The organism is Halomicrococcus pelagicus, assembly GCF_050954125.1.
In genome coordinates this window covers 1-25,340 of record NZ_JBPBWC010000017.1, presented here as the reverse complement: position 1 = coordinate 25,340, position 25,340 = coordinate 1, and the positions used below count along the sequence as shown (strand labels likewise).

General features: G+C 56.7%; 21 protein-coding genes and 1 pseudogene. 6 read left to right on the top strand and 16 right to left on the bottom strand.

Features of this window, described 5'->3' with window-relative positions; all coding sequences use genetic code 11:
- Nucleotides 1-3: 3 nt before the first annotated feature.
- From ACRYA2_RS21205 to ACRYA2_RS21170, 8 genes are all read right to left on the bottom strand, one after another.
- Nucleotides 4-420: a carboxypeptidase-like regulatory domain-containing protein gene (locus ACRYA2_RS21205; protein WP_433632805.1), complete on the bottom strand. Its 417-nt coding sequence runs from the start codon at nucleotides 418-420 to the stop codon at nucleotides 4-6.
- Between the two features lie 4 nt (nucleotides 421-424).
- Nucleotides 425-1,318: a carbohydrate ABC transporter permease gene (locus tag ACRYA2_RS21200; protein WP_433632803.1), complete on the bottom strand. Its 894-nt coding sequence runs from the start codon at nucleotides 1,316-1,318 to the stop codon at nucleotides 425-427.
- Complete coding sequence (locus ACRYA2_RS21195) at nucleotides 1,315-2,253, bottom strand: carbohydrate ABC transporter permease (protein WP_433632801.1); 939 nt, start codon at nucleotides 2,251-2,253, stop codon at nucleotides 1,315-1,317. Before ACRYA2_RS21195 ends, ACRYA2_RS21200 begins: the two co-directional genes overlap by 4 nt.
- A 172-nt stretch (nucleotides 2,254-2,425) precedes the next feature.
- Entirely contained in the window at nucleotides 2,426-3,787 is a 1,362-nt protein-coding gene (locus ACRYA2_RS21190) for an extracellular solute-binding protein (RefSeq protein ID WP_433632799.1), read from the bottom strand.
- A gap of 78 nt (nucleotides 3,788-3,865) precedes the next feature.
- A complete protein-coding gene (locus ACRYA2_RS21185; protein WP_433632797.1) occupies nucleotides 3,866-5,098 on the bottom strand; it encodes an aminotransferase class V-fold PLP-dependent enzyme in 1,233 nt (410 codons plus the stop codon).
- Nucleotides 5,099-5,104: 6 nt separating this feature from the next.
- Nucleotides 5,105-6,265: a mandelate racemase/muconate lactonizing enzyme family protein gene (locus tag ACRYA2_RS21180; protein ID WP_433632795.1), complete on the bottom strand. Its 1,161-nt coding sequence runs from the start codon at nucleotides 6,263-6,265 to the stop codon at nucleotides 5,105-5,107.
- A 49-nt stretch (nucleotides 6,266-6,314) separates the two neighbouring features.
- Nucleotides 6,315-7,310, bottom strand: a complete 996-nt coding sequence (locus ACRYA2_RS21175) for an LLM class flavin-dependent oxidoreductase (protein ID WP_433632793.1) — start codon at nucleotides 7,308-7,310, stop codon at nucleotides 6,315-6,317.
- 72 nt (nucleotides 7,311-7,382) lie between these two features.
- Nucleotides 7,383-8,543 carry an ABC transporter ATP-binding protein gene (locus ACRYA2_RS21170; protein ID WP_433632791.1) on the bottom strand — a complete coding sequence of 387 codons (1,161 nt, stop codon included), beginning with the start codon at nucleotides 8,541-8,543 and terminating at the stop codon, nucleotides 7,383-7,385.
- A 107-nt stretch (nucleotides 8,544-8,650) separates the two neighbouring features.
- Here ACRYA2_RS21170 and ACRYA2_RS21165 point away from each other — a divergent pair, with 107 nt between their 5' ends.
- The 3 genes from ACRYA2_RS21165 to ACRYA2_RS21155 all read left to right on the top strand — a co-directional run bounded on the left by ACRYA2_RS21165 (nucleotide 8,651) and on the right by ACRYA2_RS21155 (nucleotide 11,991).
- A complete protein-coding gene (locus ACRYA2_RS21165) occupies nucleotides 8,651-10,258 on the top strand; it encodes an N-acyl-D-amino-acid deacylase family protein (RefSeq protein ID WP_433632789.1) in 1,608 nt (535 codons plus the stop codon).
- A 92-nt stretch (nucleotides 10,259-10,350) separates the two neighbouring features.
- Entirely contained in the window at nucleotides 10,351-10,725 is a 375-nt protein-coding gene (locus tag ACRYA2_RS21160) for a Rid family detoxifying hydrolase (RefSeq protein WP_433632787.1), read from the top strand.
- A 186-nt stretch (nucleotides 10,726-10,911) separates the two neighbouring features.
- On the top strand, nucleotides 10,912-11,991 hold the full coding sequence (locus tag ACRYA2_RS21155; RefSeq protein ID WP_433632785.1) for a DUF4432 family protein: 1,080 nt from the start codon (nucleotides 10,912-10,914) through the stop codon (nucleotides 11,989-11,991).
- A 73-nt stretch (nucleotides 11,992-12,064) separates the two neighbouring features.
- Here the strand turns inward: ACRYA2_RS21155 and ACRYA2_RS21150 are convergent, their stop codons facing one another.
- Nucleotides 12,065-12,364, bottom strand: coding sequence for an SDR family oxidoreductase (locus ACRYA2_RS21150; RefSeq protein ID WP_433632783.1), 300 nt, complete (start codon nucleotides 12,362-12,364; stop codon nucleotides 12,065-12,067).
- Nucleotides 12,365-12,375: 11 nt separating this feature from the next.
- Nucleotides 12,376-12,861 (bottom strand): annotated as a pseudogene (locus tag ACRYA2_RS21145) (SDR family NAD(P)-dependent oxidoreductase); the annotation flags it as partial.
- Nucleotides 12,862-13,093: 232 nt separating this feature from the next.
- On the opposite strand from ACRYA2_RS21145, the gene ACRYA2_RS21140 reads away from it, so the two are divergent.
- Entirely contained in the window at nucleotides 13,094-14,494 is a 1,401-nt protein-coding gene (locus ACRYA2_RS21140) for an aspartate aminotransferase family protein (protein ID WP_433632781.1), read from the top strand.
- A gap of 172 nt (nucleotides 14,495-14,666) precedes the next feature.
- Here the strand turns inward: ACRYA2_RS21140 and ACRYA2_RS21135 are convergent, their stop codons facing one another.
- Nucleotides 14,667-15,431 (bottom strand): IclR family transcriptional regulator, encoded by a 765-nt coding sequence (locus tag ACRYA2_RS21135; RefSeq protein ID WP_433632779.1) that lies wholly within the window; start codon nucleotides 15,429-15,431, stop codon nucleotides 14,667-14,669.
- A 540-nt stretch (nucleotides 15,432-15,971) separates the two neighbouring features.
- Between ACRYA2_RS21135 and ACRYA2_RS21130 the strand changes: the two genes are divergently transcribed.
- Complete coding sequence (locus ACRYA2_RS21130) at nucleotides 15,972-17,510, top strand: M81 family metallopeptidase (RefSeq protein ID WP_433632777.1); 1,539 nt, start codon at nucleotides 15,972-15,974, stop codon at nucleotides 17,508-17,510.
- Between the two features lie 81 nt (nucleotides 17,511-17,591).
- Here ACRYA2_RS21130 and ACRYA2_RS21125 read toward each other — a convergent pair whose 3' ends face one another.
- From ACRYA2_RS21125 to ACRYA2_RS21105, 5 genes are all read right to left on the bottom strand, one after another.
- Entirely contained in the window at nucleotides 17,592-18,062 is a 471-nt protein-coding gene (locus ACRYA2_RS21125) for an exo-beta-N-acetylmuramidase NamZ domain-containing protein (RefSeq protein WP_433632775.1), read from the bottom strand.
- A 343-nt stretch (nucleotides 18,063-18,405) separates the two neighbouring features.
- Nucleotides 18,406-20,064 carry a glycoside hydrolase family 3 protein gene (locus tag ACRYA2_RS21120; protein WP_433632773.1) on the bottom strand — a complete coding sequence of 553 codons (1,659 nt, stop codon included), beginning with the start codon at nucleotides 20,062-20,064 and terminating at the stop codon, nucleotides 18,406-18,408.
- A 383-nt stretch (nucleotides 20,065-20,447) separates the two neighbouring features.
- Complete coding sequence (locus ACRYA2_RS21115) at nucleotides 20,448-21,965, bottom strand: beta-N-acetylhexosaminidase (protein WP_433632771.1); 1,518 nt, start codon at nucleotides 21,963-21,965, stop codon at nucleotides 20,448-20,450.
- A gap of 872 nt (nucleotides 21,966-22,837) precedes the next feature.
- A complete protein-coding gene (locus tag ACRYA2_RS21110) occupies nucleotides 22,838-23,470 on the bottom strand; it encodes a LysE family translocator (protein WP_433632769.1) in 633 nt (210 codons plus the stop codon).
- 856 nt (nucleotides 23,471-24,326) lie between these two features.
- Nucleotides 24,327-24,494 carry a DUF1931 domain-containing protein gene (locus ACRYA2_RS21105; RefSeq protein WP_433632767.1) on the bottom strand — a complete coding sequence of 56 codons (168 nt, stop codon included), beginning with the start codon at nucleotides 24,492-24,494 and terminating at the stop codon, nucleotides 24,327-24,329.
- 282 nt (nucleotides 24,495-24,776) lie between these two features.
- Between ACRYA2_RS21105 and ACRYA2_RS21100 the strand changes: the two genes are divergently transcribed.
- The gene (locus ACRYA2_RS21100; RefSeq protein WP_433632765.1) at nucleotides 24,777-25,244 is read left to right on the top strand and encodes a hypothetical protein; all 468 of its coding nucleotides are present in this window, start codon (nucleotides 24,777-24,779) and stop codon (nucleotides 25,242-25,244) included.
- Nucleotides 25,245-25,340: the final 96 nt, after the last annotated feature.

The window sequence follows — 25,340 nt, the reverse complement described above, 5'->3', positions numbered from 1 at the left end:
AATCTAGGTGGCTTGAGAATCGATGACGATGGTATGTTCTCGGTTTTGCCCCTTGAACATGAGGTGGTAGCGGTCTTTGTGGACTGTGGTACCGTTCACTCGGACGACAAGTCGATACTCGAGAAGGCTCTCCATCCCGGTGAATTCGAAGGTGCCTTCGGAAGTCGTGTTGGTCGAGTTAGTCGCAACGACCCCTTGCAGGGGAATCGCATGGAGTTCAACCGTGGCATCGGCAACTGGTTCTCCAGATTCCGTGACGACTTTGCCCGAGAGATGTCCACCATCGTTCTGCCCGACGTACGCAACGACCCCACCGGTGGTAATGAGGATGATGGCTATCAGTACCGTGAATCGGTTCACGAGCAGTTCTTTCCAGGTGAACATCTCCTGGGCCAGTCTGAGTAGTGGTGGGAGTTTCATAGGTCTAAGTCTTGATACTGCCAAGGACGGCGCTCTTGATGAACTGGCGCTGTAGTAGCAGGAACACCACGATGACCGGAATCAGCACCATGATGGTGAATGCATACTGAAGCGCGAAGTTCCCGGACATCTGGCTCTGAAACTCGGCCAGCCCCAATGGTAGCGGGGTATACTCCGTCGACTGGACGATGATCAGCGGCCAGAGGTAGGAGTTCCAGGAGAAGATGAACGAGAGGATGACCGTCGTCGCGAGTGCAGGCTTCGAGAGTGGCCAGTAGACCCCGAACAGGATGTACAGCTCGGACGCCCCGTCTAGGCGAGAGACCTCGGTCAGGGCATCAGGGATGGATGTGAACGCGTCGTGGAGGACGAGGATGTTGACGATACTGACAGCAACGACGATAGCCAACCCGGTGTAGGAGTTCACGAGTCCCAGCTTCTGGGTCACGAGGTAGTCCGGCAGGAAGATGGTCTGGAACGGAATCATCATCGCCGCGATGATGAAGGTGTAGACGTACTTCTTACCGTAGAAGTCCATCGTCAAGCCGTAGGCCGCCAACGAACAGAAGATGAGATTGCTGGCGACAGCTAGTGACGTCACGATCAAGCTCGTGATGAAGAACTGTGCAAAGGGAATCGCGTACCAGACGCGGATGAAGTTGAAGAGGCTGGGGTTCTCGATGACGAACGACGGGTTGCCACCGTACAGCGACCCCGCAGGCCAGGTGAGTGCCACCTTGATCAACCAGTAGAAGGGGAACACGAACAGTAGTCCGAGGAAGAGTGCAATCAGGAAGAACCCAATGCGTTTGTAGAACTCCATCGGGTTGGCCCTGAATGATTCGATACCTGACCGGACGTTCAGATCACTGCGATCGATGAATCCGTTTATCTTCATAGGTGACCACTCCGTTGGAGTCGCTGGCCCACGAGTGCGATGAAGAGGGTGAGCACGACCATGATGACACTCAAGACAGCAGCATAGCCGAACTCACCGTACTGGAACGCCTGTTTGTAGATCCAGGTGAGGAGAATCTCGGTACCATGACCTGGGCCGCCGCCGGTCATGACGGTGATGAGGTCGAACAGCCGGAAGGAGATGACCATGCCGACCAACAGGCAGACACCGATGGTCGATTTGAGCAACGGTAGGGTGATGTAGAGGAATCGCTGAATCGGCCCAGCACCATCTATCTTCGCGACCTGGTACACTTGCTTTGGAATCGTCTGAAGTCCCGCGAGGAGGATGACGATGTAGAACCCGACGGTCTTCCAGACCTGGATGATGAACACCGCGAAGAGCGCCCATTTGGAGTCACCAAGCCACGAGATACCCTGGTTGATGAGGCCGAGTTCGATCAGGAAGTGGTTGATAACGCCGTTCGAGGTCTTGAACATGTACTGCCAGATAACTGCGATTGCGACCATCATCGTGATGTACGGTACGAAGAACAGCGATCTGAACATGTTACTACCGGGGAACTTCTGATCCAGTAGCATCGCGATTCCAAGGGCAATCGCAATCGAGACGGGGATGGTTCCGAACAGGACGATGGTGTTGATCAGACTCCGGACGAAGACCGGGTCCGTCGTGAGCATCATCCAGTTCTCAAGCCCGGTGAACGACATCTCCCCGGTGTAGCCCATCTCGCTGAACGAGAGGACGATGTTGTAAACCAGGGCAATGTACTTGTACAACAATAGCCAGACCACCACGGGTGCCAGGCAGACTCCCGCGATGATCGTCCGTCGGGCTTTCTTGGAGAGATCCAGGGTCTCAAACGGCCTGTTGACCTTCTCCCATAATCCGGCGGTTATCGGTGACTCAGACATCTTCGATCAAGCACTATGGGGTTAGTTAACAGGAAACTACTTTAGCTTTACTGTGGCATGCAGTCACAGTGCTCTGTCTCGGTGAAAACATCATCGGACAGGTCGTGGAGGCTGGCTGTCGGCTACGGATGAGGACCGCGATACCGAAGAGGATTGCTGGCAGAAGGCGTCCTTACCCTTGGAGCGCCTGATTACACTGCTGTTCTGCTTGCTTCACCGCAGCGTCGACTGGTTTCTCACCCAGCGCTGCGGCCGAGAACTGCGTATCCACGATCTGAGCCATCTCGCTGGAGGCAGTGACCAGCGGAGGGACCCAGACACGGTCGCTGACATCGTCCCAGAGTTTGTACATTTTCACGAGACTCGGGTTCTTGTTCTGGAACTGCTCGTCGTTCTGCAGTTCCTTCACGGCCTGCTTGTGTGGCACAAGCACCGTCGTGTTGCGCAGGAAGTCCTTCTGCCACTTCTTGTTGAGGATGACCTTAATGAGATCGAACGCCGCACGCTGGGCGACGTCCGAGTTGTCTACCTTGACGACACCGAGGCCGTGCATCGTCATCAGTGCGCCGTATCGCTTCCCACTCGGTGCGCCACCGACGGCCATCGCATCAGGTGAGACCCAGTCGCCGGAGTTCTGGATGAGCCGAAGTGCAGAACCGGATCCGAAGTACATCGCGGTGTTCCCGGCTCCGAATTGTTGTGCTGCGGGCTTCCAATCGCCGGTCCAGGAAACCTCTGGGATGACACCGTTCTGGGTCAGTTCTCGGAACCGGCTCAGAATCTCCTTCGTCCGCGGCTTGTTGAACACGACCTCGGTCCCCTTGTCGTTGACGACGTTGATACCTTCCGCCAGGAACCAAGGCCATATCTGCCAGTCGAACCGGATGAAGGTGAGTCCGAACTCGGCCCCGGAGTTGTTGACCAGATTCTCGGCCATGTCGAGATACTCCATCGTCGAGGGGTAGTTGCCGACAGTCGGCGGGTCGATGCCCGCTTCATCGAACCACTTCCGTCGTGAGAACGTCGCGTTCGTCCCCATGTAGAAGGGCATGTTCAACAACTGCCCGTTCACCGTGTTGACTTTGATGAGCCGGTCGTAGTACTTGTTGAGGAACTGATCGTCCGTGAATTGCCCTAATGGGGCCCAGATTCCGGACTCACCCTTCTCCGCGTATCGGGTGAACGTCGTCATCTGCGTGTCGAACACGTTCGGTGGATTGCCACTTTGAAGCCGTGACTGGAAGTAGGACAGGATGTCCTCGGTTGCCGGTCCGCGGTCGGTCCACTTCGTCTGGAGATTCTCATATTTATCACCGTACTCCTCCTTGTAATCCTTCATCCAGCCGTTGATGGACTTCTTGAGGAACGGTAGATTCCACGTGTAGAGCTCGATGGGATCGTTCAGGCTTTGTTGATTCTTGTTCCGGCTTCCGGTGCATCCAGCGAGACCAGCTGCCCCACCTGCCCCAAGTAGGGTCAGGTAGCGGCGGCGAGTCGGATGGCTGTCCTCTCCATTTCCGTCACTGTCTGGCATCGTGTGCCACGGTATTATACCTCAGGATAAATAGTTATTGGTCAGATCTCCAATGACAGAGGGGGAAAGAAACGGTAATCAGTCTTCAGTGATTAGATTCACCAAGATATCGGTCACCTGACCTACCTCGTCGTCTGTAAGACAGACGGGGTTCAGCAGGATGGGCGCATCCGGAGCATCGGTGAATCCGACGTACACCTGGGGGTCGTGTTGCTGAAGTCGACGTACGAGTTCCAGATTTCCGAATCCAGTCACCGAGTCGTCGACCTGGAGTGTTACGTTCGTCACCTCATCGGGTTCGCCGCCGGTCAATGAGACGTGCAATCCGTCCATATCCCGCAATCGGTCTGCCATTCGCTTTGCACGCTCATCCCACGTATCGAACGTTTCCTGGTCGTCCTCGTCGACGAACGATTCGAAGGCGGTGATGATCCCGACCAACTCCTCACGGCCGACCTTCATCCCTCTCCCGATGCCGTGCCGAGGGACGCCATCGATGGGCGCTTCCCCGAACAGTTCCCGTGGGGGGTCCCAAAGTCCCTCAATGATGTCCATATCGAGTTGTTGGAACGCGACAGATCGGATGAGATCTTGCCTCCCAGCGAGGATTCCAGTCGCCTGGGGGCCCCGGATAGCCTTCCCGCCGCTGAACGCGACCAAGTCGGCCCCTTGGTCGATGAACCGAGAGAGATTCGATTTCGGGGGGAGTTCGGCCGCGGCATCGACGATGACCGGCACGCCGTTCTCGTGAGCGACATCGGCCACTGTTTTGAGGGACGGTTCTGAACGAGGTGTTGCGACGTACCCGACCGCGACCGTATCCTCGCCGATAGCATCGTCTAGCTCCCAGAGCTTGAGGTTCGTCGATCCAGAACCAAGGTCTCGGTCGAGAGTTCCCACGTCGACGATCTTCGCACCTGCGAGTCGCAACGCGTGGTCGTATCCGGTCCGGTGAGACCGAGCCATGACGATTTTGTTCGCGATGCCATCGGTGTTCGGCAGGCGGTTCATCATACCGAGGTCATCGCCGGCAAGGCATGCTGCCGCGGCCAACGTGAGGGCAGCGCTCGCGCCGGTTGTGACGTATCCAGCGTCCGCATTCGTCACCTCGGCAATCCGCTTCGAGGCTTCCGCCTGCAGATCCGAAATCCGGACGAATCCATCGCTTGCCTCCTGCATCGCTTGCGCAGCTTCCGGACGGAGTCGGGTGCCACCGACCCGGGTCTTCGTCCCTGCTGCATTGAGGACCTCGGAGATACCCAATCGTTCGAAGACACTATGCTCGGCCGATCCCGTGTTGTCTCCTGTCATGGTTAATCAGGTATCGTCGATACGGTATTCAGCAAGTTTATCCTCATCGACCGTCACGCCCAGACCCGGTTCGTCAGGCACCGGGATGGCCCCGTCGCGCACCTCAAGTCTCTCTTCGATGATATCGTCCTCCCATGCATAGTAGGTCGAGTCTGGAGGGAGGTTGAAGCCAGGCACAGACGCCACGGTATGGACGATCGCCGCAGTTCGGATTCCGAGATCGAACGCACAGTGGTGAGCGACTGGCACGCCAGCATCTTCAGCGATGCCTGCGAGCTGGCGGACCGCCGAGATACCGCCAGCCGGCGTCATGTCCACGACAGCCACGTCAAGTGCATCTCGTCGAATCATTTCCTGAAGGTTATGCGCGATGTACGTATCCTCGTTGGGCCCGATAGGCTGTTTAGTCCGTTCCCGAAGTTTCGCCAACGTCCCATGGGTATCGACCCGAATCGGTTGCTCCATGTACTGGAGGTAGACACCGGCATCGTCGAGGGTCGCTCCCAGACGGACCGCCTCGTCGAAGCGCCATCCTTGGTTCGGGTCGAGGCGGAAGTCCAGTTGGCCGTCGACCTCGTCGTGCATGGCGATGATCCGTTCGGCGTCCTGTTTCCAGTCTCGTCCAGCCTTCGTCTTCAAGACCGTGTAGCCATCGTCCAACGCCTTCTGCGCATGGACCCGCGACTCATCGGGTGAGAGGATGCCGAGACAGTAGGCGACGTCAACGTCTTCGGCAGTCTGATTACCGGGTTCACCCATTCGGGTAGTCGGGTTGGGTGCCGTCCATCCGCCTAGAAGTTCGTAGATTGGTTTGTCGACTGCTTTCCCGACGATGTCCCAACATGCAATCTCGATAGGTGCGAAGAACATGTCGGTGTTCGTGTACTCGATGAATATCTGTCGACGGAGGGCATCGACCTCGAATGGGGAATGGCCGATCACCCATGGTGCAATTCCGTCCTCGAGTATCGTAATCGTCGAATGGGGAGAGAGGAACACTCGCATCTCTCCCCACCCGGTGATACCCTCATCCGTCTCGACACGGACCACGACTCGATCGACGTTCTCGACCTGGCCGTGATTCGTCACATACGGAGCGATTCCACCGTCGTCCAGCGATATCACGGGCATATTGACCGCGTACGCCTCGATATCCACGATCTCCATACAACACTGTAGATTCTACCACAGCGAATAAAGGTACCGCCGCCAGTGATCACTGGAACTCGGGGAGAACCTCTTCTTCGAAGACGTCGATCGTGTGGAACGGATCGCCGACCTTCGATCCGACGAGGACGCGAGTTGCACCCGCCTCCTCCATCCGGCGCAACTTCGAGACGATCTCATCGGGGTCTTCCGTTATGTTGTTTGTCTCTCGCACCTCTTCGTCGGACATCTCGCGGAGTCGGTTGTCCGCGACGCGTTGGATGGAACGCGGATCGGAATTGCCGAGTTCCGTGTCCGCCGGGATGTACTCCCCAACCTCGCGGATCTCGGAGACCAACTCGTCCGGGTCACCGAAGTGCGCGGAGAACTCCGTCGTCAGGTCGACGTCGTCGAGCGAACGTCCGGACTCCTCGAGCCCGCGTTGGTAGTTCGGGATGATGTTTTCCTCGATCAACTCGGCGGAGGCTGCGGTGATGAGATGGTCGGCATACTTGCCGGCGTTGTAGCACGACTTGGGTCCCCATCCAGCCCAGTGGACCGTGAGGTCGTCTTTGGGCTGAGTGTACAGTCGGATGTGGTCGTAGTCGAAATACTTCCCGTGGTGGCTCACGTAGCGATCTGCATCCCAGAGTTTGTCGAAGAGGTCGAGAGTCTCTATCAGCATCTCGGCCCTGGTGTCCCAATCCGGCCACTCGTCGACGAAGTGAGCCTCGTTGAGCGCTTCGCCGACCCCGACGCCCAGATTCAGCCTTCCGGGGAACATGTGGTCGAGGGTCGCAAATGCCTGTGCGAGGAGAGGAGGACGGTAGCGAAGCATCGGGCAGGTCACCGAGGTGCCGACCGGAACGTCGTCAATCTCGGACATCAGTGCGCCGAACCAGGGGAGGACGTGATGGGTGTAGGGCCGCGAGTCGATCCATGGAAGGAAATGATCGCCGATCCAGATTCCTTCGAACCCAGCGTCGACGGCGGCCTTCGCCACCTCGATATCCTCCTGCGGTTCGCGGAAACATCCGTAGACGTTGTAGTGTATCTCTAACGCCATAGTCATATGGTATAGAACCACATATTTAAACCACACTACAGATAGGGTAAGCGGACAGACAGGAGAGCCGGTTCAGACGTCGAGTTGATCCGGCAGTTCATCTTCCTCACGAGCCGGTAGTTCGCGATTGACGATTGCCTCCTGAGATTCGGTGTTGAAGAGGTGGAGTCGCTCAACCGGGAATAGCAGCTCGAGCTCCTCGCCTTCGGTGACGAAGCGATGTCCCTCGACGCTGGCCGTGTACTGTTCTCCATCGTCCAGCGTGAAGTAGAGTATCTGTTCCTTCCCAAGGGGTTCGACGACGTCGATGGACACGGAGACGCTGTTGCGCGTCGGTTCGTCGACGACCTTTATCGACTCCGGCCGGATGCCGAGAATCGCCTCCTCGTAGCCATCCTCGAGGGTCGAGGAGAGCTCCTCGGAGAGATGGTACGAGAACGAGGGATGTTCGAGCACGGCGTCACCGTGCTCGAACCGTACCGTCGTATCGATGAAGTTCATAGAGGGGCTCCCGATGAACCCAGCAACGAATACGTTCGACGGTTCGTAGTAGGCCTCCAACGGGGTCGCGACCTGCTGAAGCTCACCGTGATTCATGATCGCGATTCGATCGCCCATCGTCATCGCCTCAACCTGGTCGTGGGTGACGTAGATTGTGGTCACGTCCAGTTCCGACTGAAGCTGTTGAATCTCCGTCCGCATCGTGGTCCGAAGCTTCGCGTCGAGGTTCGACAGGGGCTCGTCCATCAGGAATGCCTTCGGTTCCCGGACGATGGCGCGACCGAGCGCGACCCGTTGTTGCTGTCCACCGGACAGCTCGTTCGGCATCTTCTCGAGGAGAGGTTCGATGTTCATGATGTCGGCCGCCTTCTCGACGCGCCGGTCGATCTCGTCGTCGTCGAATTCCCCTTGCATCCGGAGGCCGAAGGACATGTTCTTCCGTGCAGTGAGATGCGGATAGAGTGCGTAGTTCTGGAACACCATCGCTATATCACGGTTCTTCGGCTTCACGTCACTCACCGGCTCATCGCCGATGTAGATCTCTCCATCGGTCAGTTCCTCGAGTCCCGAGATAAGCCGTAGAATCGTCGATTTTCCACTCCCCGAGGGGCCGACCAAGACGATGAACTCCCCGTCTTCGATATCGAGATCGACGTCATCGACGGCGACGATATTCTGGTTTCCTTCGCCCCCAAATTCCTTGCGGACACTATCAAGGGATAGTGAAGCCATACCACAGTATCGAATCACATCATTGATATACCTTGTGCATACATCGACGACATGTTCGAACGCGTCGGGAGAAACTATAACACAGGTGCCGACCGACAGGATGTCTCATGGCCACTGACGCGCAGCTTCTCATCCGGGATGCTCGAATCGTAGACGGAAGTGGGTCTCCGTGGTACACGGGGCACGTCCTCATCGACGATGGGACGATCACGGAGCTCCGCCGAGGCGACGGTGAGAAGATGACCGGTGATATCGTCGTCGATGCGGATAGTCGGATCGTCTGTCCGGGGTTCATCGACGTCCATTCGCACTCCGACCTCGAACTCTTCGAGGACGGGACCCTCGCTCCGAAGATCCGCCAGGGGATCACGACCGAGATACTCGGTCAGGACGGCTTCTCGATGGCACCAGTCACTGGACGGGAGGCCCAACAGGCCTGGCAGGACACCATCGCCGATCTCGCCGGTCGGACCGATCACGGATGGACGTGGGACTCCGTGTCGGAGTATCTCGCCGCCGTCGAGGAACACGGCATCGCTCCGAACGTGGGGACGCTCGTCGGCCATGGAACGGTTCGATTCGAGGTCATGGGGATGAGCGACCGAACCCCCGCCGCCGACGAGGTGGAGGCGATGGCGGATCTCGTCACGGCTGGACTCGAACAAGGAGCGGTCGGGTTCTCGACCGGGCTGGTGTATCCACCGCAGTACAATGCCGACACGGCCGAGGTTGCGGCGTTGGCATCCAGACTTCATCCGTACGGTCGTCCGTTCGTCGCCCACATCCGAAGCGAAGGGCGGTGGCTCTGGGAGGCTCTCGACGAGTTCATCGACATCGGTGCTGAATACGAGATTCCCCTCCATCTCTCACACTTCAAGGTCGCCGGGAAGCAACAACAGGGAAAGAGTGACCGAGCGCTCCATCGACTCGATGCCGCTCGAGAGAGGGGTGTTGACATCACGGCGGATCAATATCCATACGCAGCCGGGAGTTCGCCGCTCAGTGCGCTGCTACCACCGTGGGTACACACCGACGGACCGAGTGGAGTACTGGAACGTCTGCACGATTCCGAGCTTCGCGAACGGATCAAGGTAGACATCGAGAGATGGCGCATCGAAGGCTGGGAGAACTACGGAGCGCAAGCCGGTTGGGACAACGTCGTCATCGCTCACGTCGAATCGGATGCGAACGAACACCTCCAAGGGATGTCGGTCGCAGCCATCGCGAGCGAACGAGGAGTACATCCAGTCGACGTAGTCTGTGACCTGTTGGTCGAAGAGGAGCTGGAGGTGACGTCCATCGAGCACGGGATGGCAGAAGAAGACGTCGAGCGAATCATGGCGGATCGACGGGCCGCGGTGGCGACCGACGGACTCTTCGGTGGACAACCGCATCCGCGGACGTACGGAACGTATCCGCGAATACTGGGGACCTACGTCAGAGAGCGAAACCACCTCGAGTTGGAAGAAGCGATCCGGAAGATGACGTCCCTCCCTGCGAGGGCGATGGGACTATCGTCGAAAGGACTCCTTCGACCGGAGATGGATGCCGATATCGTCGTTTTCGACCCGTCTCTCGTAGACGCTCGTTCGACGTTCGATTCGTCGACGCGGTTCCCCGTGGGTATCGACCATGTACTGGTCAACGGTGAGCCGGTCGTCACGGACGGCGAGGTGACTGGCAACAGGCCAGGGGCGGTCATCAGAGCGCAGTAATGTCCGACCGAGGCTCTGCCTTCGTCATGGCGCAGGTCGTACCATACTGGAGGCCAATGTTTTTGTAGTGTTACGAAGAGGATTGAACTGCCATGGAGGAGATTTCGACCGACGCCGCACCGGAGAGTATCGGCCCGTTCTCGCAGGCGATCCGCGACGGTGGCACCATCTATGTCTCTGGGCAAGGGCCTGTAGACCCGGAGTCCGGCGAGATAGTCAGCGACGATATCAAGGAACAGACCGCGCAGACGCTCGAAAACATCGAGTCGATCCTGGAAGCTGCCGATGCTTCGCTCGACGACGTTGTCAAAGCGACCGTGTTCGTGACGGACATGGACGACTATGACGCGGTCAACGAGGTGTACGGTGAATACATGAGTGCACCGTTCCCCGCGAGAAGTGCAGTTCAAGTGGCTGACCTTCCGATAGATATCGGAGTCGAAATCGAGACCATCGCAAGCGGATGACGGACGGCCACCGATAGAGGTGAGTCATCACCCGTATTCTTTCGCCATCGCACGTCGGTTCCAATCACACTCGTCGTCGGGAAGACAGCGAGACAGACGAAGAACATTCCAAACAGCTACCGAACAGAGGCTTTAAGTCCTCCGTCGGAGGAAATCATTTACGACGGGATGTCGACCTTCGAATCGATGAAGGGACCGAATTCCGAGAGGCCACGGATATCCACAGAGTACACCTACAAGGGCGTCGAGATGGCCGTCCTCGAGAACAGATACCTCAGAATCGAGGTGCTCACGGGCAAGGGCGGCGACATCATCGCGTTCCGGGACAAGCAATCTGACGTCAACCCCTTGTGGCGGAGCCATCACGACTGGGTCGCCCCGACGGAGGTTGCTCTTCCGAAAGGTGACGGAACAGCTTGGACAGATTACTATCCCGGGGGGTGGCAGGTCAACCTGCCAGTCGCAGGCGAGGGGATGACGGTAGCGGGAGCAGAGTATGGATTACACGGTGAGAGTGCACTCCTCCCGTTCACGGCGACCGTAGGGCGAGATGATGGTGAGGCAGTGTCCCTGGAACTGGCCGCCGACCTCGTCAGATATCCGTTCCGTATCGAGCGGACGCTGACGTTACCGGCCAACGAGGCCAGACTACACGTAGATGAGACGGTGACGAATCGCGGTGAAGTACCGCTTGAGTTCATCTGGCAGCACCACATCGCACTCGGACCCCCGCTCGTCGGTCCAGAGGCCCGACTCGACGTGCCGGCTACCTCCGGTCTCGTCGACGACTACAGTGACGGCGGATACGAGAACGGCCGGCTTCAGGGCGAGAGCACGTTCGAGTGGCCGAACGCGCCCGGTAGAGACGGAGAGACCGTCGACCTACGGAGCTTCCCACCGCGTGACGCGAAGGTGAACGACATGGCGTACGCCATCGGTTTAGACGATGGATGGTACGCCGTGACGAATCCCAAACTCAATCTCGGATTCGGCGTCACGTTCCCGGCCGACCTATATGAAAGCGTCTGGTACTGGCAACCTCTCGGTGGTGAGATGGACTCGCCGTTCTTCGGGCGGAACTACAACGTCGGTCTCGAACCGACGACTGCGTACCCCGGCCACGATATCCCCGAGAAACAGCGTGAGAACGGATCGATCGATACACTCGAACCCGGTGAATCGAAGTCGGCAGAACTGACGGCTCACTCGTACCGAGACATCGACTCGGTCGAGCAGCTTGATGCGACGGAGGGAGTGGTATCGTAGGTCGAGTGCAGACCAGCGATGTCTGTCAGTCGGTCGCGTGCTCGGCGTGGATCGGACATCTTCGAAGCGGTCCTCAAAGCTGCTCCCACCATCGGTCACCGGGCATGTTCCCGGCGGCCGATAACCCGCTATCGACGGGGAAGACCACCCCGGTTATCCAGCTGGCACGTTCGGTCGTGAGGACCCAGATCGCCTCTGCGATGTCCTCCGGCTGCCCGTATCGTCCGAGCGGATAGATGTCCTCGATATCCTGTAGCATCCCAGGGTGTTCCTCCTCGCGTTCTTGCCAGATGTCAGAGTCACCGATGACCGAACCGGGACAGACCGCGTTGAATCGAACCTGATCGGTAGTCGATAGTAATCGAACGGACAAGTAGAGTGCAATCCTCCTTTCGCCGTGGCGTATCCAACCTCGCTGAAGCCCCCCATGAGGGCGTTGATGGTCGAAACGAAGACCACGCTACTATCGCCACCTTCCCGAAGATATGGAAGTGCTTCGCGGGTCACGAAGAATGCGGACTTGAGATTTAGTTCGATGTTCGCCTCGAACCTCTCTTCGTCGATCGAATCCATCGTAAGACCGAACGAACCCCCCGCATTGTTCACCAGGATGTCGATGCCCCCGTACTGGTTCACGATATTCTCCACGGCATCGGTAACCTCGGATTGGTCCGTGACGTCACATTTGATACCGTCCGCCATCCCTCCGGCAGATTCGATCCGGTCGACCGTCTCTTCGATGCCCACCGCATCGATATCAAGTACGACCACCGTGGCACCTCTGGACGCAAGGGTGGTCGCGACGGTACGCCCGATGTTCGAGCCACCGCCGCCGGTCACGACGGCGATCTTCTCTGAGTCATACTCCATAGAAGTTGCCTCAGTCGATGATACGCTGTCGTATCAGCAATAAGTGTTCCTCCCGCACCCCTGAGTATCCGAAGAATTGTGGTTGACAGATAGTTGAATAAAATCCGCAGTTGGCGGCCTGCTTCGATGGTGTCGGTTCCCACCGACATACATCGTTCTCCATCGTTTCTCTCACCAACACTGTGTGAATCATTGCCGAATATTTATCACAGGCCCTTTCGATTGTTAGTCTATGGACGAGTCAGGCGAGGCTGACCGAGAGCCATCAGCACACGAACTGTACGGTGACGCGTCGGAGGCAGATTACACCCGGTCCTTGGAACTCCAACAGATGGCGCTGGACGAGATACCCGAAGCGACATCATCTAACTACCGTGGGAAGACCAACTACGCACCCTATCCGATGATCTACATGGATCACGCGGACGGTGCGATGCTCACGGACGTCGACGGCAACTCGTACATCGACTTCCACTGTGGCGTCTCCGCCATAATCACCGGACATCGTCAAGAGCAACAGCTCGAGGCGGTCAAACAGCAGCTCGACAAAGGATCCTACTTCGCGACCACGTACGAACTGGAGTATGAGACCGCTCGATTGGTCAACGACATCATCCCGGGTAGCGACCGGACGAAGTTCATCAACACGGGGACCGAGGCGGTGATGACGGCGCTCCGGCTTGCACGAGCGTACACCGGCAAGGAGAAGATATTGAAGTTCGAAGGGATGTACCACGGTCACTCGGACTACGCCCTCGTCAACGTTCATCCCGATGTCGGCAGCCTCGGGACCCGACGGAATCCGACGAAGATTCCAGAATCGACGGGCGTTCCTCGAAAGACCCTAGAGACCGTCGAAGCCGTACCGTGGAACGATGCCCAGTTACTGGCCGAGAAGCTCGAACGAGAAGGTGACGAGATTGCCGCGGTCATCACGGAGGCCGTGATGAGCAACAGCGGGCTAGTGTGGCCGACAGCGGAGTATCTAGACGAGATCCGCCGTCTGACTGACGAACACGACGTCCTGTTCATCCTCGACGAGGTCGTGACCGGCTTCCGCATGGGTCTCCAAGGTGCGCAGGGATACTTCGACATCGAACCGGATCTTGCCGTGTACGGCAAGGCGATAGCCAACGGGTATCCGTGTGCGGCGCTCACCGGCCGTGCCGAGGTCATGGATTTCATCAAATCCGAGCCGGACAAGGCGACCTTCATGGGGACGTTCTCTGGGAATCCGCTGGTCGTCGCGGCCGCGAACGCTAATCTTAAACAACTTGACGAGCTAGGCACGACCGGGTATGAGGATCTTTACTCCAAGGGGACACAACTGACCGAAGGATTACGTGAGATACTAGCTGATTCGGGTGAGGACGTGTTCATCCCTGAGTTCGCAGGGTTCTTCTGTCTTCATTTCACCGATGGTGAAGCGGAGCCCGAGACGTGGTCGAACTGGCGCGATATCGCACCACACGTCGACGACGAGCGGTACGAACAGTTCGCGAGCGAGATGATCGGCCAAGGTGTCTTTTTCCCGCCGAAATCGGGGCGGATCAACCTGATGCACGCTCACTCTGATGAACACATACAGTCTGCGCTAGAGGCAGCGAAGCAGGCGGTCTCGAATCTAGGTTAAACGGGCTTTCACCTCGTAGTTCGGCGCCTCATGGGCTTTGTCGGTTACTCCGTGAATCAATTGGGTGCAGACAGGGGGAGATTATCCCCGATCCTCGGTAGATAGTCTCGTTCGACTCCCGCTTTGAATCAAGTCTGATAGAAAAAGAGGTGGGTGAAGTATGCGCTATATACTACGGGTAGAGGACATTCACTTCGATGATATTTGTGATTCGTTTGACCTCGTCGGCTAGTTCGCCGGTGAGTCGTTCGTCCTCCATCCGACTAGCAGGGCCAGAAACGCTGACTCCGCCGTAGACTCTCCCCTCTTCGGGAACGATCGGTGCCGCCACGCATCGAAGGCCGGACAGTCGCTCTTCCTTGTCCGTAGCGTATCCACGTTCACGAATCGTCTCTAACTCCTCTTGGAGAGCTTCAATGGACGTAGTGGTATTATTAGTCTCTTGTGGAAGACCGCGTTTCGATATTATTGAATCCGTTTCCTCCGGCGGGAGATGGGCGAGGATGGCCTTCCCTACTGCCGTACTGTGAAGATATTCCCGTTTCCCCACGTAGGTGTCGAGATTGACCGCGTTCTTCCCACGCACAACGTCAATATAGATGCCTAGTTCGTGTTCCTCGACCACGAGGTTCGCAACCTCACCGGTGTTCTCTGCCAGTTTCTTGAGCTCAGGTTTGGCGGTTTGGAATACCTCCTTCTGGAGTCTTACCCGTCCGCCATAATCCAAGAACCGTAATGCGAGGCGGTATTGGTCGTCTTCCTTGATGACAAATTCGTGGGCCTCGAGCGTCTTCAGATGGTCGTGTACTGTACTCTTCGCGATTCCCGCTTCATCAGCGATCTCCGTCACACCTGCACCTCCTAAGTCGTCAAGAGTCTCGGCGAGTAGAATCGTGGTTTCGAGCGATTTGACGGGGGATTTCGGTGTGGAAGTCATCGTTTGACTTATTAATAGAGGAGGCATAGCATAAAGGTTGTTCCGTATCACCGGACACCGGCTCGGCCGAAACATTGTGTAGGGTGAACTCCAATGTTTCCTCCGTACTCTTTCGTCTATACCCGTCATCTCTTGAGTAGGTATCAACAGCTATTTTCGGGCCTAGAGCCAAAGAGCCAATAGGACGTCCATGTTCTTTGATTCATGTTGTTCCGCATTAGTGAATATTTGTAATAGTCTGTTCTGTTGCGTTACGAACCTAGGTGTGTAATGCACGGGTGACTTTGATGTATCGGGTAGATCATCGTTCGCCATCGCCGAATCAGCCATGAAGACGGTACTTGAACTCCTACGAGCGTCTGTGACATCACGGGAATTGAACTCAGGTCAGGATACTGGACGATATCTTGTTTTGTCGGGGATGGGGAAATTCTGGCAGATCGGGCGGCCGCGCCTTGGATGGAAGGTTCAACTCATCCAATATGGCCATCAAGAACCTATTTATGTACCGCCAACGCTTTGGTACGAGAAGGGATTACAGTGACCCATACAGTAGTTGTCGGGGCGTTCGCTCACGAAACCAACACGTTTGTGGACAACCCGGTAAGTCGTCAGGACTTCCAGGACCGGCGAGAACACCTGGGTGATGATATCGCCGAAAATCTACGTGGAACCGAGACTGCGGTCGGCGGTGTTCTTTCCGTAGCCGAGGAAGAGGAGGTCGAACTCATCCTGACGGTCGACGCTTTCGCCACTCCAGGCGGAGTCGTAACCGAAGAGACCTACGAATTCTACGCTGGGAAGATCCTCAATGGTGTACGGCAGAACGTCGACGAACTTGATGGTGTCATCCTTCCGCTGCACGGTGCGATGGTGGCAGAGCACCTCTCAGATGGTGAGGGAGAGCTGATCCGTCGGGTCCGTGAAATCGTCGGTGAAGACGTACCCATCGTCGTGACGTTGGACCTCCATGCGAACGTGAGCGAGGAGATGGCTGAACACGCGGACGCACTGCTCGCTTACGAAACGTACCCCCACCTTGACAAGGCGGCAACAGGCCGTCGCGGGATGGAACTTCTCATCCGGTCGATGGAGGATGAGATTGAACCAGTGGTTCGGTTCGAATGTCCACCGATGATAATCCTCCAACCGAAAGCCTACACCGAGGAAGGTCCAATGGTCGAGATCATGGAGCGAGCCCGTGAAATCGAACAGCGTGATGGGGTGCTGAAAGCCAGCGTACTGCCAGGATTTTATCACGCGGATATTCCAGAGATGGGCGTGACCACTCCCGTTGTGACCGATGATGACCCGGAGTTAGCACTAAGGGCTTCGCGTGAACTTGCCAGATTGTTATGGACCCGACGCGAACAGTTTATCGAGGAGTATCCGAAACCTCCCGAGGCGATTGCCGAGGCTAAGGAACTCGTTTCCGGATTTGGGCCGGAGGATGGTCCGGTAGTGATGGCGGAGTTCGGATCGAACCCAGGCGGTGGTGGTGCGGCGAATGGGACGACAGTCCTTCGGGAGATGCTGGAACAAGATGTCGAGAATGCGGGCTGGGCGATAATGCACGACCCTGAATCTGTCGATGCGTGTGTCGAAGCCGGCGTTCGAGAACGGATCACGGAGACCATCGGCGGGAGGACCGACGACAGACACGGTGAGCCAATAGCGGATATCGACGGGTACGTGAAGGCAATCACCGACGGGATATACAGGAATACCGGTACATCGCACTCTGGCAAAGGGGTCCAGAACGATATCGGGACGACGGTGCTGTTCCAATGCGGGCGAGATGACGGCATCAACGTGGTACTTTCGGAACGACGCGCTTCGGCATTCGATGCCGAAATTTGGCGCCACGTCGGAGTCCAACCAGAACGCTTAGACATCATCTGCATCCCGAGTCTAATAGCCTTCTTAGGCGATTATGGGCCAATATCAAGCGAGATCATCCTCGTAGACACCCCCGGGCTAAGTGCGGTGAATCCAGAACGATTTGACTATTCGAAGATATCCCGACCGATCTACCCTCTTGACGACATGGACGACTCAGTTTTCTCAGTTCGAGATTGAGGTGTTTGCGGAAAACCCGATTACGAACTCAGTATTACTACCAAGGTAGTAGATGGGAGAATCGTTCGAGTCCAACTACGGTCACTTCTCAAGGTCGGTGTTGACGATTGCAGTGGGTTTTTCGCCGCGGAGTACCCGGCGGATATCTCGAGCCACATTCTGTCGGAGTTCGATCTTCGATTCTTCGGAATACCAGGCGACATGTGGCGTGATGCCGACTGAATCGAGTTCCATCAATGGAGAGTCCTCCGGAGGATCCTCGTTAAGAACGTCGAGCCCAGCAGCTCCGACGACGTCCTGAATGTCGAAGAGAATGGCGTCGATGTCGTCGATCATCTCGGGCCGTAACTTCCGGTCGTCCCTGTAGAGACTGACGACCGGAAGTCCGGTTTTCTCGTCGACCGTATTGCCGACTTCCTCGCCAGCCTCCGCGTTGCCGCGTATTCCGTGTTCAGGACTGAAGAGCTTCCGGAGATCGAACGACTCGTGTTCGTACAACAGGTCGATCGTCGAACGGAGCTTGCTGTCCGTGCCTGAGGGATTGGTGATCAAGCCTAATCACTCACCGTCGAGGAAACCGCTTCGTTCCCGAAGGAGAGTTTCGACGCCGAGTCTGACCGACGACCTCGCCGTGTCCGGCGGCTGAGTTTCCGCCGATCGGGTGGCCGCCGCGGTGTCTTGTTGACTCAGGTAACCCGACGTCCCGATTACGGTGCCGATCGCCCCACCGGCAGTCACTTTCAGCCATTCTCTTCTCGTCGCAGGAACCGATTCGTCGGTGTTCGTGCTGGTCAGCTCTATCTTACCATCTGATAACATAAAATTTATTAATTATATATATATATATAATATTTATTATATAATAACAGTAAACTATATAGATAATCGATCTCGGCTAATCGCCTCCATACCGCAGTCCATGACCGTACGGGTAGTGACCCTCTATCTCGACGGGAAGCGTTCCTTTCGGTTTCGCGCCGAAGATGACGTCGACCGCAGCCTCCAAGGCAGATTTGTTCAGTTGAGCCCAACGGTCGAGCGCGTACGACGCGAGGTACGCATCGACATCTGGGTACGATGCGATGTCGTAGGGAAGGCCGATGGACACCGCCGCGGTGGGCGTTTGGGTGGCACGCACGGCGTCGACGAGCCGAGCCTGCCCGCCGGGGAGGTCTGACGCAGAGTACGTGGTGACGAGCACACGGTCAGCGTCCTCCGCGAGCGCCGCCGCCCGATCGATCTCCTCGTCGGTCGGGTTCTTATCGCGCCATTGGCTCGATTGCCACGAGACCGCGTCGCCGGCCGCGACCTCCTGAACGGCCGCCGCGACGACGTCCACGTGGACGACACCGGCGACGAGCGTCGTCTTGATCGCCTCGTCGTCGAACGGGAAGATGCCCTCGTTTTTGACGAGCGTCATCGATTCGCGAGCAATCTCCGCGGCGCGTCGGCGGTACGGAGCCATCCCAGTACTGTGTGTCGCCCGTTCAGGCTCGACGTATATTCGGTCGTTCTGTCGGCCCCCTCCCAATGACAACAGGCCGTATTTCCGCTTTGTTTCGAGTACCCGAGCGGCCGCCTCCTCAACGCGCTCCATCGAGAGTTCGCCGGTCTGCACAGCGTCGTACAGCGCGTTGACGGTTGTGGCATGGGTATCGTAGTCGCCCATGGACAGGATGACGTCCGCTCCCGCCTTCGCAGCGAGAACCACCGCGCGATCCTGTCCCCAGATGTCCGTGATCGCTTGCATCGACATTGCATCGGTGACAATGAGACCCTCGAATCCGATCTCCTCGCGGAGGAGACCGGTTAGAACCGGTGACGAGAGCGTCGCCGGCCGATCCGGGTCGATCGCTTCGACGACGATGTGGGCAGTCATTAGGGCGTCGGAACCGGCGTCGATGGCGGCCTCGAACGGGGGAAGGTGTACTTCTTCGAGCGTCCTCCGATCGTACGAGACGACCGGGAGACCCGTATGGGAGTCAATCTGAGTATCCCCGTGACCGGGGAAATGTTTCGCGGTGGCGATGATCCCGCGTCCGCCGGCCTGGAAGTTCGGTATCTGTGCGGCTGTGAGGTTGGTGTTCCCGCTGAACGATCGGATACCGATCACGGGGTTCTTCGGATCAGTATTGACGTCCGCGACAGGGGCGAACCCCCAGTGATAACCCATCGTTCGGGCTTCTTTCGCGGTGATCTCGGCCGCGTCCGCGGCCGCACGCTCCGAGCGAAGCGCTCCGAGGTTCATGTTCCGCGGGAACTGCGTCGTCCGGCCATCCTGTAGATCTCCGACGCTGTGGGCAGTACCGAACTCGAAATCGGCACCGACGAACAGCGGAAGCGAAGACTTCGTTTCCGAGGCCCAGCGCTGAATCTGGTTGTTGAATTTCGCCGTGTGCGCTGGCGCGTCGATGTGTTCGACCATCGCCGCTCCGACCTTGAGTTCCTTCACGATCGCTTCAGTTTCAGACGACGTCTGACCGTCTGCCGTCGGGTTCATCAGCGCCATCACCATCTGGCCGACTTTCTCCTCGTCGGAGAGGTTCGCGAGCATTTCCTTGACGAGGCTTGATCTGACCGCGGTATCCGCCGACTGCGATTGCTCTTCTCCGGTGACGAGTCCCGGAACCGCCGATACGACGCTTGCGGCGCCGGCCGCACGTACGAAAGTACGACGCGTAGCTGTGTTCTCTGATCGATCGTCGATCAAACTATTGCCATCGAAAGGAATGTAACTCTGTACCATTTAAATTATTATAGACTATTTAGATTTTAAATTATATGGTTAATTCGGTGAAGAAGCTGCGTCTGGGTATGTTAAGATCCCGAACTAGAGTGGTACTGAGGACAGGATAGATACGAAAGGTGGAAAACCAAGATGAACGTGGAGAGAGACGTAGGTACTTCTCGGACTCGCGTGGAAGAATCCCAATCGGTTCAGCCGTGACTCTCAGTTGCTGAACTTCGCCTCGAGGACGCGGTAGTGGACCAAGGTACTTGCGGTGACCGATAGTAGTTGATGTCTAATACATCCCAGCGAGGACCTTGAGCAGCAAGTCGTTCTTTGAATTCCTGCCAAGTAGTCTTTGACGCGGGCGACCAGCCGAGTTCGGCGATGGCGGGTAGCCGCGGGAACGTCATGTACTCGATGTCGTCGAGTGTTTCAACAAACTCCGTCCACAGCGCCGTTTCGGGACCCATGATCGACGACTCGTCGACACCATTGATGAAAGTCCCTGGATCCCAGGTGTAGGAATCCTTGACCGACGTGTTGCCGGCCCAGTCCTGACCTACGCCGTCCTGGTCGTTGTAGTTCATGTCGAGATAGGCGCGACTCGCCGGCGAGGAGATTATCTCATGGCCCTCCTCGGCGGCCGCTGCGACCTCTGGCGCATCCTGGCCAGGATACCAGTATTGGGCGATCGTCTCCGTCGGCGGGTCCGCGCCGAGCACTTGGTGCCAACCGATCGGCCGTTTGCCGTGTTCCAGAACCATCGGAATCGCCCGGTCCATGAACGTTTCGTACTCCTCATCAGAGAGGGTGTGGGCCTCGTCGCCACCGACGTGGAGGTACGGACCCGGGGTCATCTCGGCGACTTCCCGAATGACGTCGTTGACGAACTCGTAAGTGACCTCCTTGTCGATACACAGCGAGGTGTCGCCCACGTTAACGCCCGTGTCCTCCGGTCGTTTCTCGCCGTCGCAGTTGAGTGCGGCGTACGACTCTAGGGCCGCCCCGGTGTGGCCTGGCATATCGATCTCCGGGATCACCGTGATGAATCGGTCCTGGGCGTACTCGACGAGTTCGGTGTACTCCTCTTTTGTATAGTAGCCGCCAGGAGTACCACCGACTTCGGAGTCCGCTCCCTCGTCGGTGAGATTCGGCCAGCTATCGATTTCGATGCGCCATCCTTGATCGTCGGTGAGGTGGAGGTGCAGGTGATTGACCTTGTATTGGGCAAGGTAGTCGATGTACTGTTTGACTGCGTCAACGCCGAAGAAGTGGCGGGCGACGTCGAGGTGTGCGCCGCGATAGTTGAACCTTGGATAGTCGCGAACGTATCCGCCCGAGACGGTCCATTCGACAGACTGCTCCGTTTTGCTCTCGATGGCCGGCGGGAGCAGTTGCCGGAGTGTCTGGACGCCGGCGAACAGTCCGGCCGGTTCGTTGGCGCGGATCTTCACCCCGCTCGGGTCTACTTGCATCCGGTACCCTTGCTTGCCGACGTCTGACGGTGCGCCGTCGAGTCGGAGCGAAATTCCGCCGTTCAGTCCCCGCGACGGACCATCTTCGATCGGCAGCTCATAGCCGGTCGCGGGACGGAAGAGTTCCGCTAGGTACTCCCCCGTGCCAACCGCGGCGTCGTCTCTGACATTGATCGTCGTGTCCTCGGTGATGGTGTATCCGGTACCCGTAGGCTTGGCCTCAACGGGAACGGGGACCACGTCCGCCATGCGGGTCCCTCCATTCGTGCTGTTTGTCGCCGTAGCACTGCCAACTCCGATCGAGAGCGCTCCGACGCCGGCTAACGATTTTAGGACTGTACGTCTCTTCGATTTGCCAGTCGGTGACATGGCACCTCTATATCACATTCTAACTATATAATATTTTTGCAGCTAACTAAAGTATAATTCTCGCGCCGTTCTTTCAAGTAATCGAACACGACGTTGTGCGCCCGATGATTCCATTCGAGGACAAAAAGCCAGAACTGGAAGCTGCTCACAACAAAGCGGTCTCGTTCCGCGTCGATCGTTCGGGCACCACGTTCCGAGTATTCTTTCGAGCAGATAGCTTCTCAGGACTGTTGGTAATCTACGTAATCAAGAACCGCCATGGGCAGGAAATCCGACCAGTCAATGTGAGAAGATCAACGCAGATGGCTCGGGCGTCGTCCGAGACGTCTCACGAGAGACAGTGGGCGACTGGCGTCGTCCAACACGGATGCCGGACTGACGAGGTGACTCGCTGTCATGGCCGACAGCCGATCTCATCGTCGTGCTCCGACGTCCTGGCCCAGTCCCGGATATGGCGCGGCGCTCGCTCCGTGCCACTCACCTCTACGACAAGGATGAGTATGTCACCCCGGCTGTGGACAAGCTGACCGAATTCTTTAATCAGCACCTGGCCAATGCCTAACGTAACGGGCGCGAAGATATTGAATCGAAACTGGCTGGCGTAGGTTTGTCGAGACGGCGAGCACTCTCCAGCACCAATTGAAACTTGCTCACAAAAGTTGAGACCGGAGTTCTCAATGCATATGGTCATTTGATCGTTCACTGATCATTTACAAAAACTAGCTAAGAATGGATAGTTGATGTCTCGAAAACTACGATGTAACCCGTCGTTCAAGCGCTAGCTTGAGCCCGAAGCCGACAAGAACGCTTCCGCTTACTACACGAAGGATCGTCTGCACGAGTTCGCGTTCGGTAATGACTCGTCGAGCCCGCGCTGAGAAGACTGCTAAGAGTGCTTGATAGCAAAACCCGAGCGTCGCAAAGAGGACTCCGAATGTAAACAGCTGGATGGCGGTCGAACCACCTGGCTGAACGAACTGTGGGAGAAACGCGAGAAAGAACACTGCTACCTTCGGATTTAACACGTTAATCATGAGTGCGCTTTTGAACGACTCCGTCGGCGTGAAGCTTGTACTCTCTGGTGCGATTTCGAACTCTTCGGAGCTTCTAAACGTTTGGACGCCCAGGTAGACCAAGTACGCTGCACCGACCAATTTGACGATGGTGTACGCAACAGCTGATGTTTGAAGAACCGCTGAGAGCCCGAGAACCGCAGCTGTCGTGTGGACGATGCTTCCAGTTGAGGATCCCAGTGCAGCAGTCACGCCGACGGTCCGGCCATCACTGATGCTTCGAGTCAGCGTATAGATGCTGTCAGGCCCCGGTGAGATTATCAGCACAAGGGCGGCTGGGATGAATGCGAGAAGGATGTTAAGGTCCAACACGAACCAAGAATCACTGATATGTAATATAAAACCATGGATTGAAGTCATCGGTTGCCCATTTTGCCTATCCAGCTACAAACTAGACCATTTCATCTCAGTAGTCTGAGATAGACAATTAAACAAGTATCATAGAAAAAGTACTAGTCCTCAGCAATGCCCTCGACACGAATATCTCAACGCGAGGTTTTCTGCCGGATCTCCCAAGCCCACCACAAGGACTGGCCTGCCTACCGTTCAACACCGATGTACGACCGAAGCTCTCTCGGCGGCCTCGAAGAGGACGTTCGGACCGTCGCCAAGTCTGGTTCGGACACAACGCTCATCAGTCAGTCACGAAGATTTGATATCGCAGTATATGATTGATTGGCGATATGCCGTTTTCAGGAATAAGAGTCGCTCTAGCGGGTGGTTACATTAGAAGTGGTGGTGTGGATGTACTTCCGTTTACCATAAACGGAAGTGGACCCCCCGGGATCCTAGTCTCAATCTGTGCGGAGTTTGTGGTGTGATTCGAACAGCTGACTGTGAGAACCCCACCACTAACAGGTTATTGCAGTTGTGAGGAGTGGAGGCGTCACAAAGGCGGGAGAGACCCAAACTATACCAGCCCACTAGCTATTCTGAGAAATACGAGTATCTGTTCTGCTAGCCCCTAGAACAGGCCAGTGTCTAAGACTTCACTTACAAGGGAGCACAATGGGCGGACATTTTCGCTGCTAGTTAGTACGTGTACAGGTGTTCCACTACGTACCATCACCGAACCACACGACTCCGCCTATTAGCTAAGGATAACGTCACCATTTCTGCATGGCTTCGCGTGTGGAACCCATTGTCCGCGTCTCTCCGGACTGAACACCTACAGATCGCGTGGTTGGACTGTCTTGCGATCGTTTTCGTCGGCTCGCCGTGCAGCATTTTCGAGCACGGTCGCAACTTCGTCGTCGAGTGCATCATAGAAGTCGCTCGCAACATCCTTCTCTTCGAGCTGGTCTTTGACTGCCGCTTTGACGATTAAATCCGTCATACAGATGCCTAAACAGCATAATCCTATAAAAACTCGGTGGCAAATCAATCTTCGATAAATCTCAATAAGTGTCGTCTCGATGGTTACGACCGATTAGTATATTATATAAATCTGACCACTATCTCATAAAGGCAGCCGATCAAAGTGAAAGATGCAACCACTGCTGGTGATGAGTAGTAACGAGACAACCTGCGGGGTGACAGTGCAATCCCAGTACTTGTCCGTGTCGCTCGCTAACTACCATCCAAGAGGGACAATAGTATGTATCGGGTCCAACTACCGATGCAGGAGATCGACCTTGCTCGCCCACTCTCACTCGGCCCAGCCACCTATCTCGAATTCGCGACCCTCGGCGAGACCGAGATGGGAATCCTCCCGCGGTTTTGGGCGTACGGACCCGAGCGTGAGGCGCTCTGCGAGCGTCTCGAAACCGACCCCGACGTCGAAGCCGTCTCACAGCAAACCGAGTGTGATGATCGTGTCCAATACAGTGTCCGCTGGGATAGCGATCTAACTGGTGATCTCGCTCAATTCATAGAGACAATTCACGCTCATGATGCTATCGTCTTGTTCGGCCGAGCCGACCAGACGTTCTGGCGGTGTCTCCTCCAGTTCCCCTCCAAATCACCGCTTCTCGACTTCTATATTGACTGTGAGTTCGACTCACTTACAATCGAACACCACTCGCCACAACAAGCACATGCGTTTGTCAGTGGTGTTGAACGACGCACATCGACGTCTGATGACTGACTGTGTCGCAGTTGTCCTATGTTCCCGCTCTCGCCTCCAAATGTAACCAACAAGCGATTGTTCGAGCTATTCGTCGCCCCATACAGCTGAGGTGTT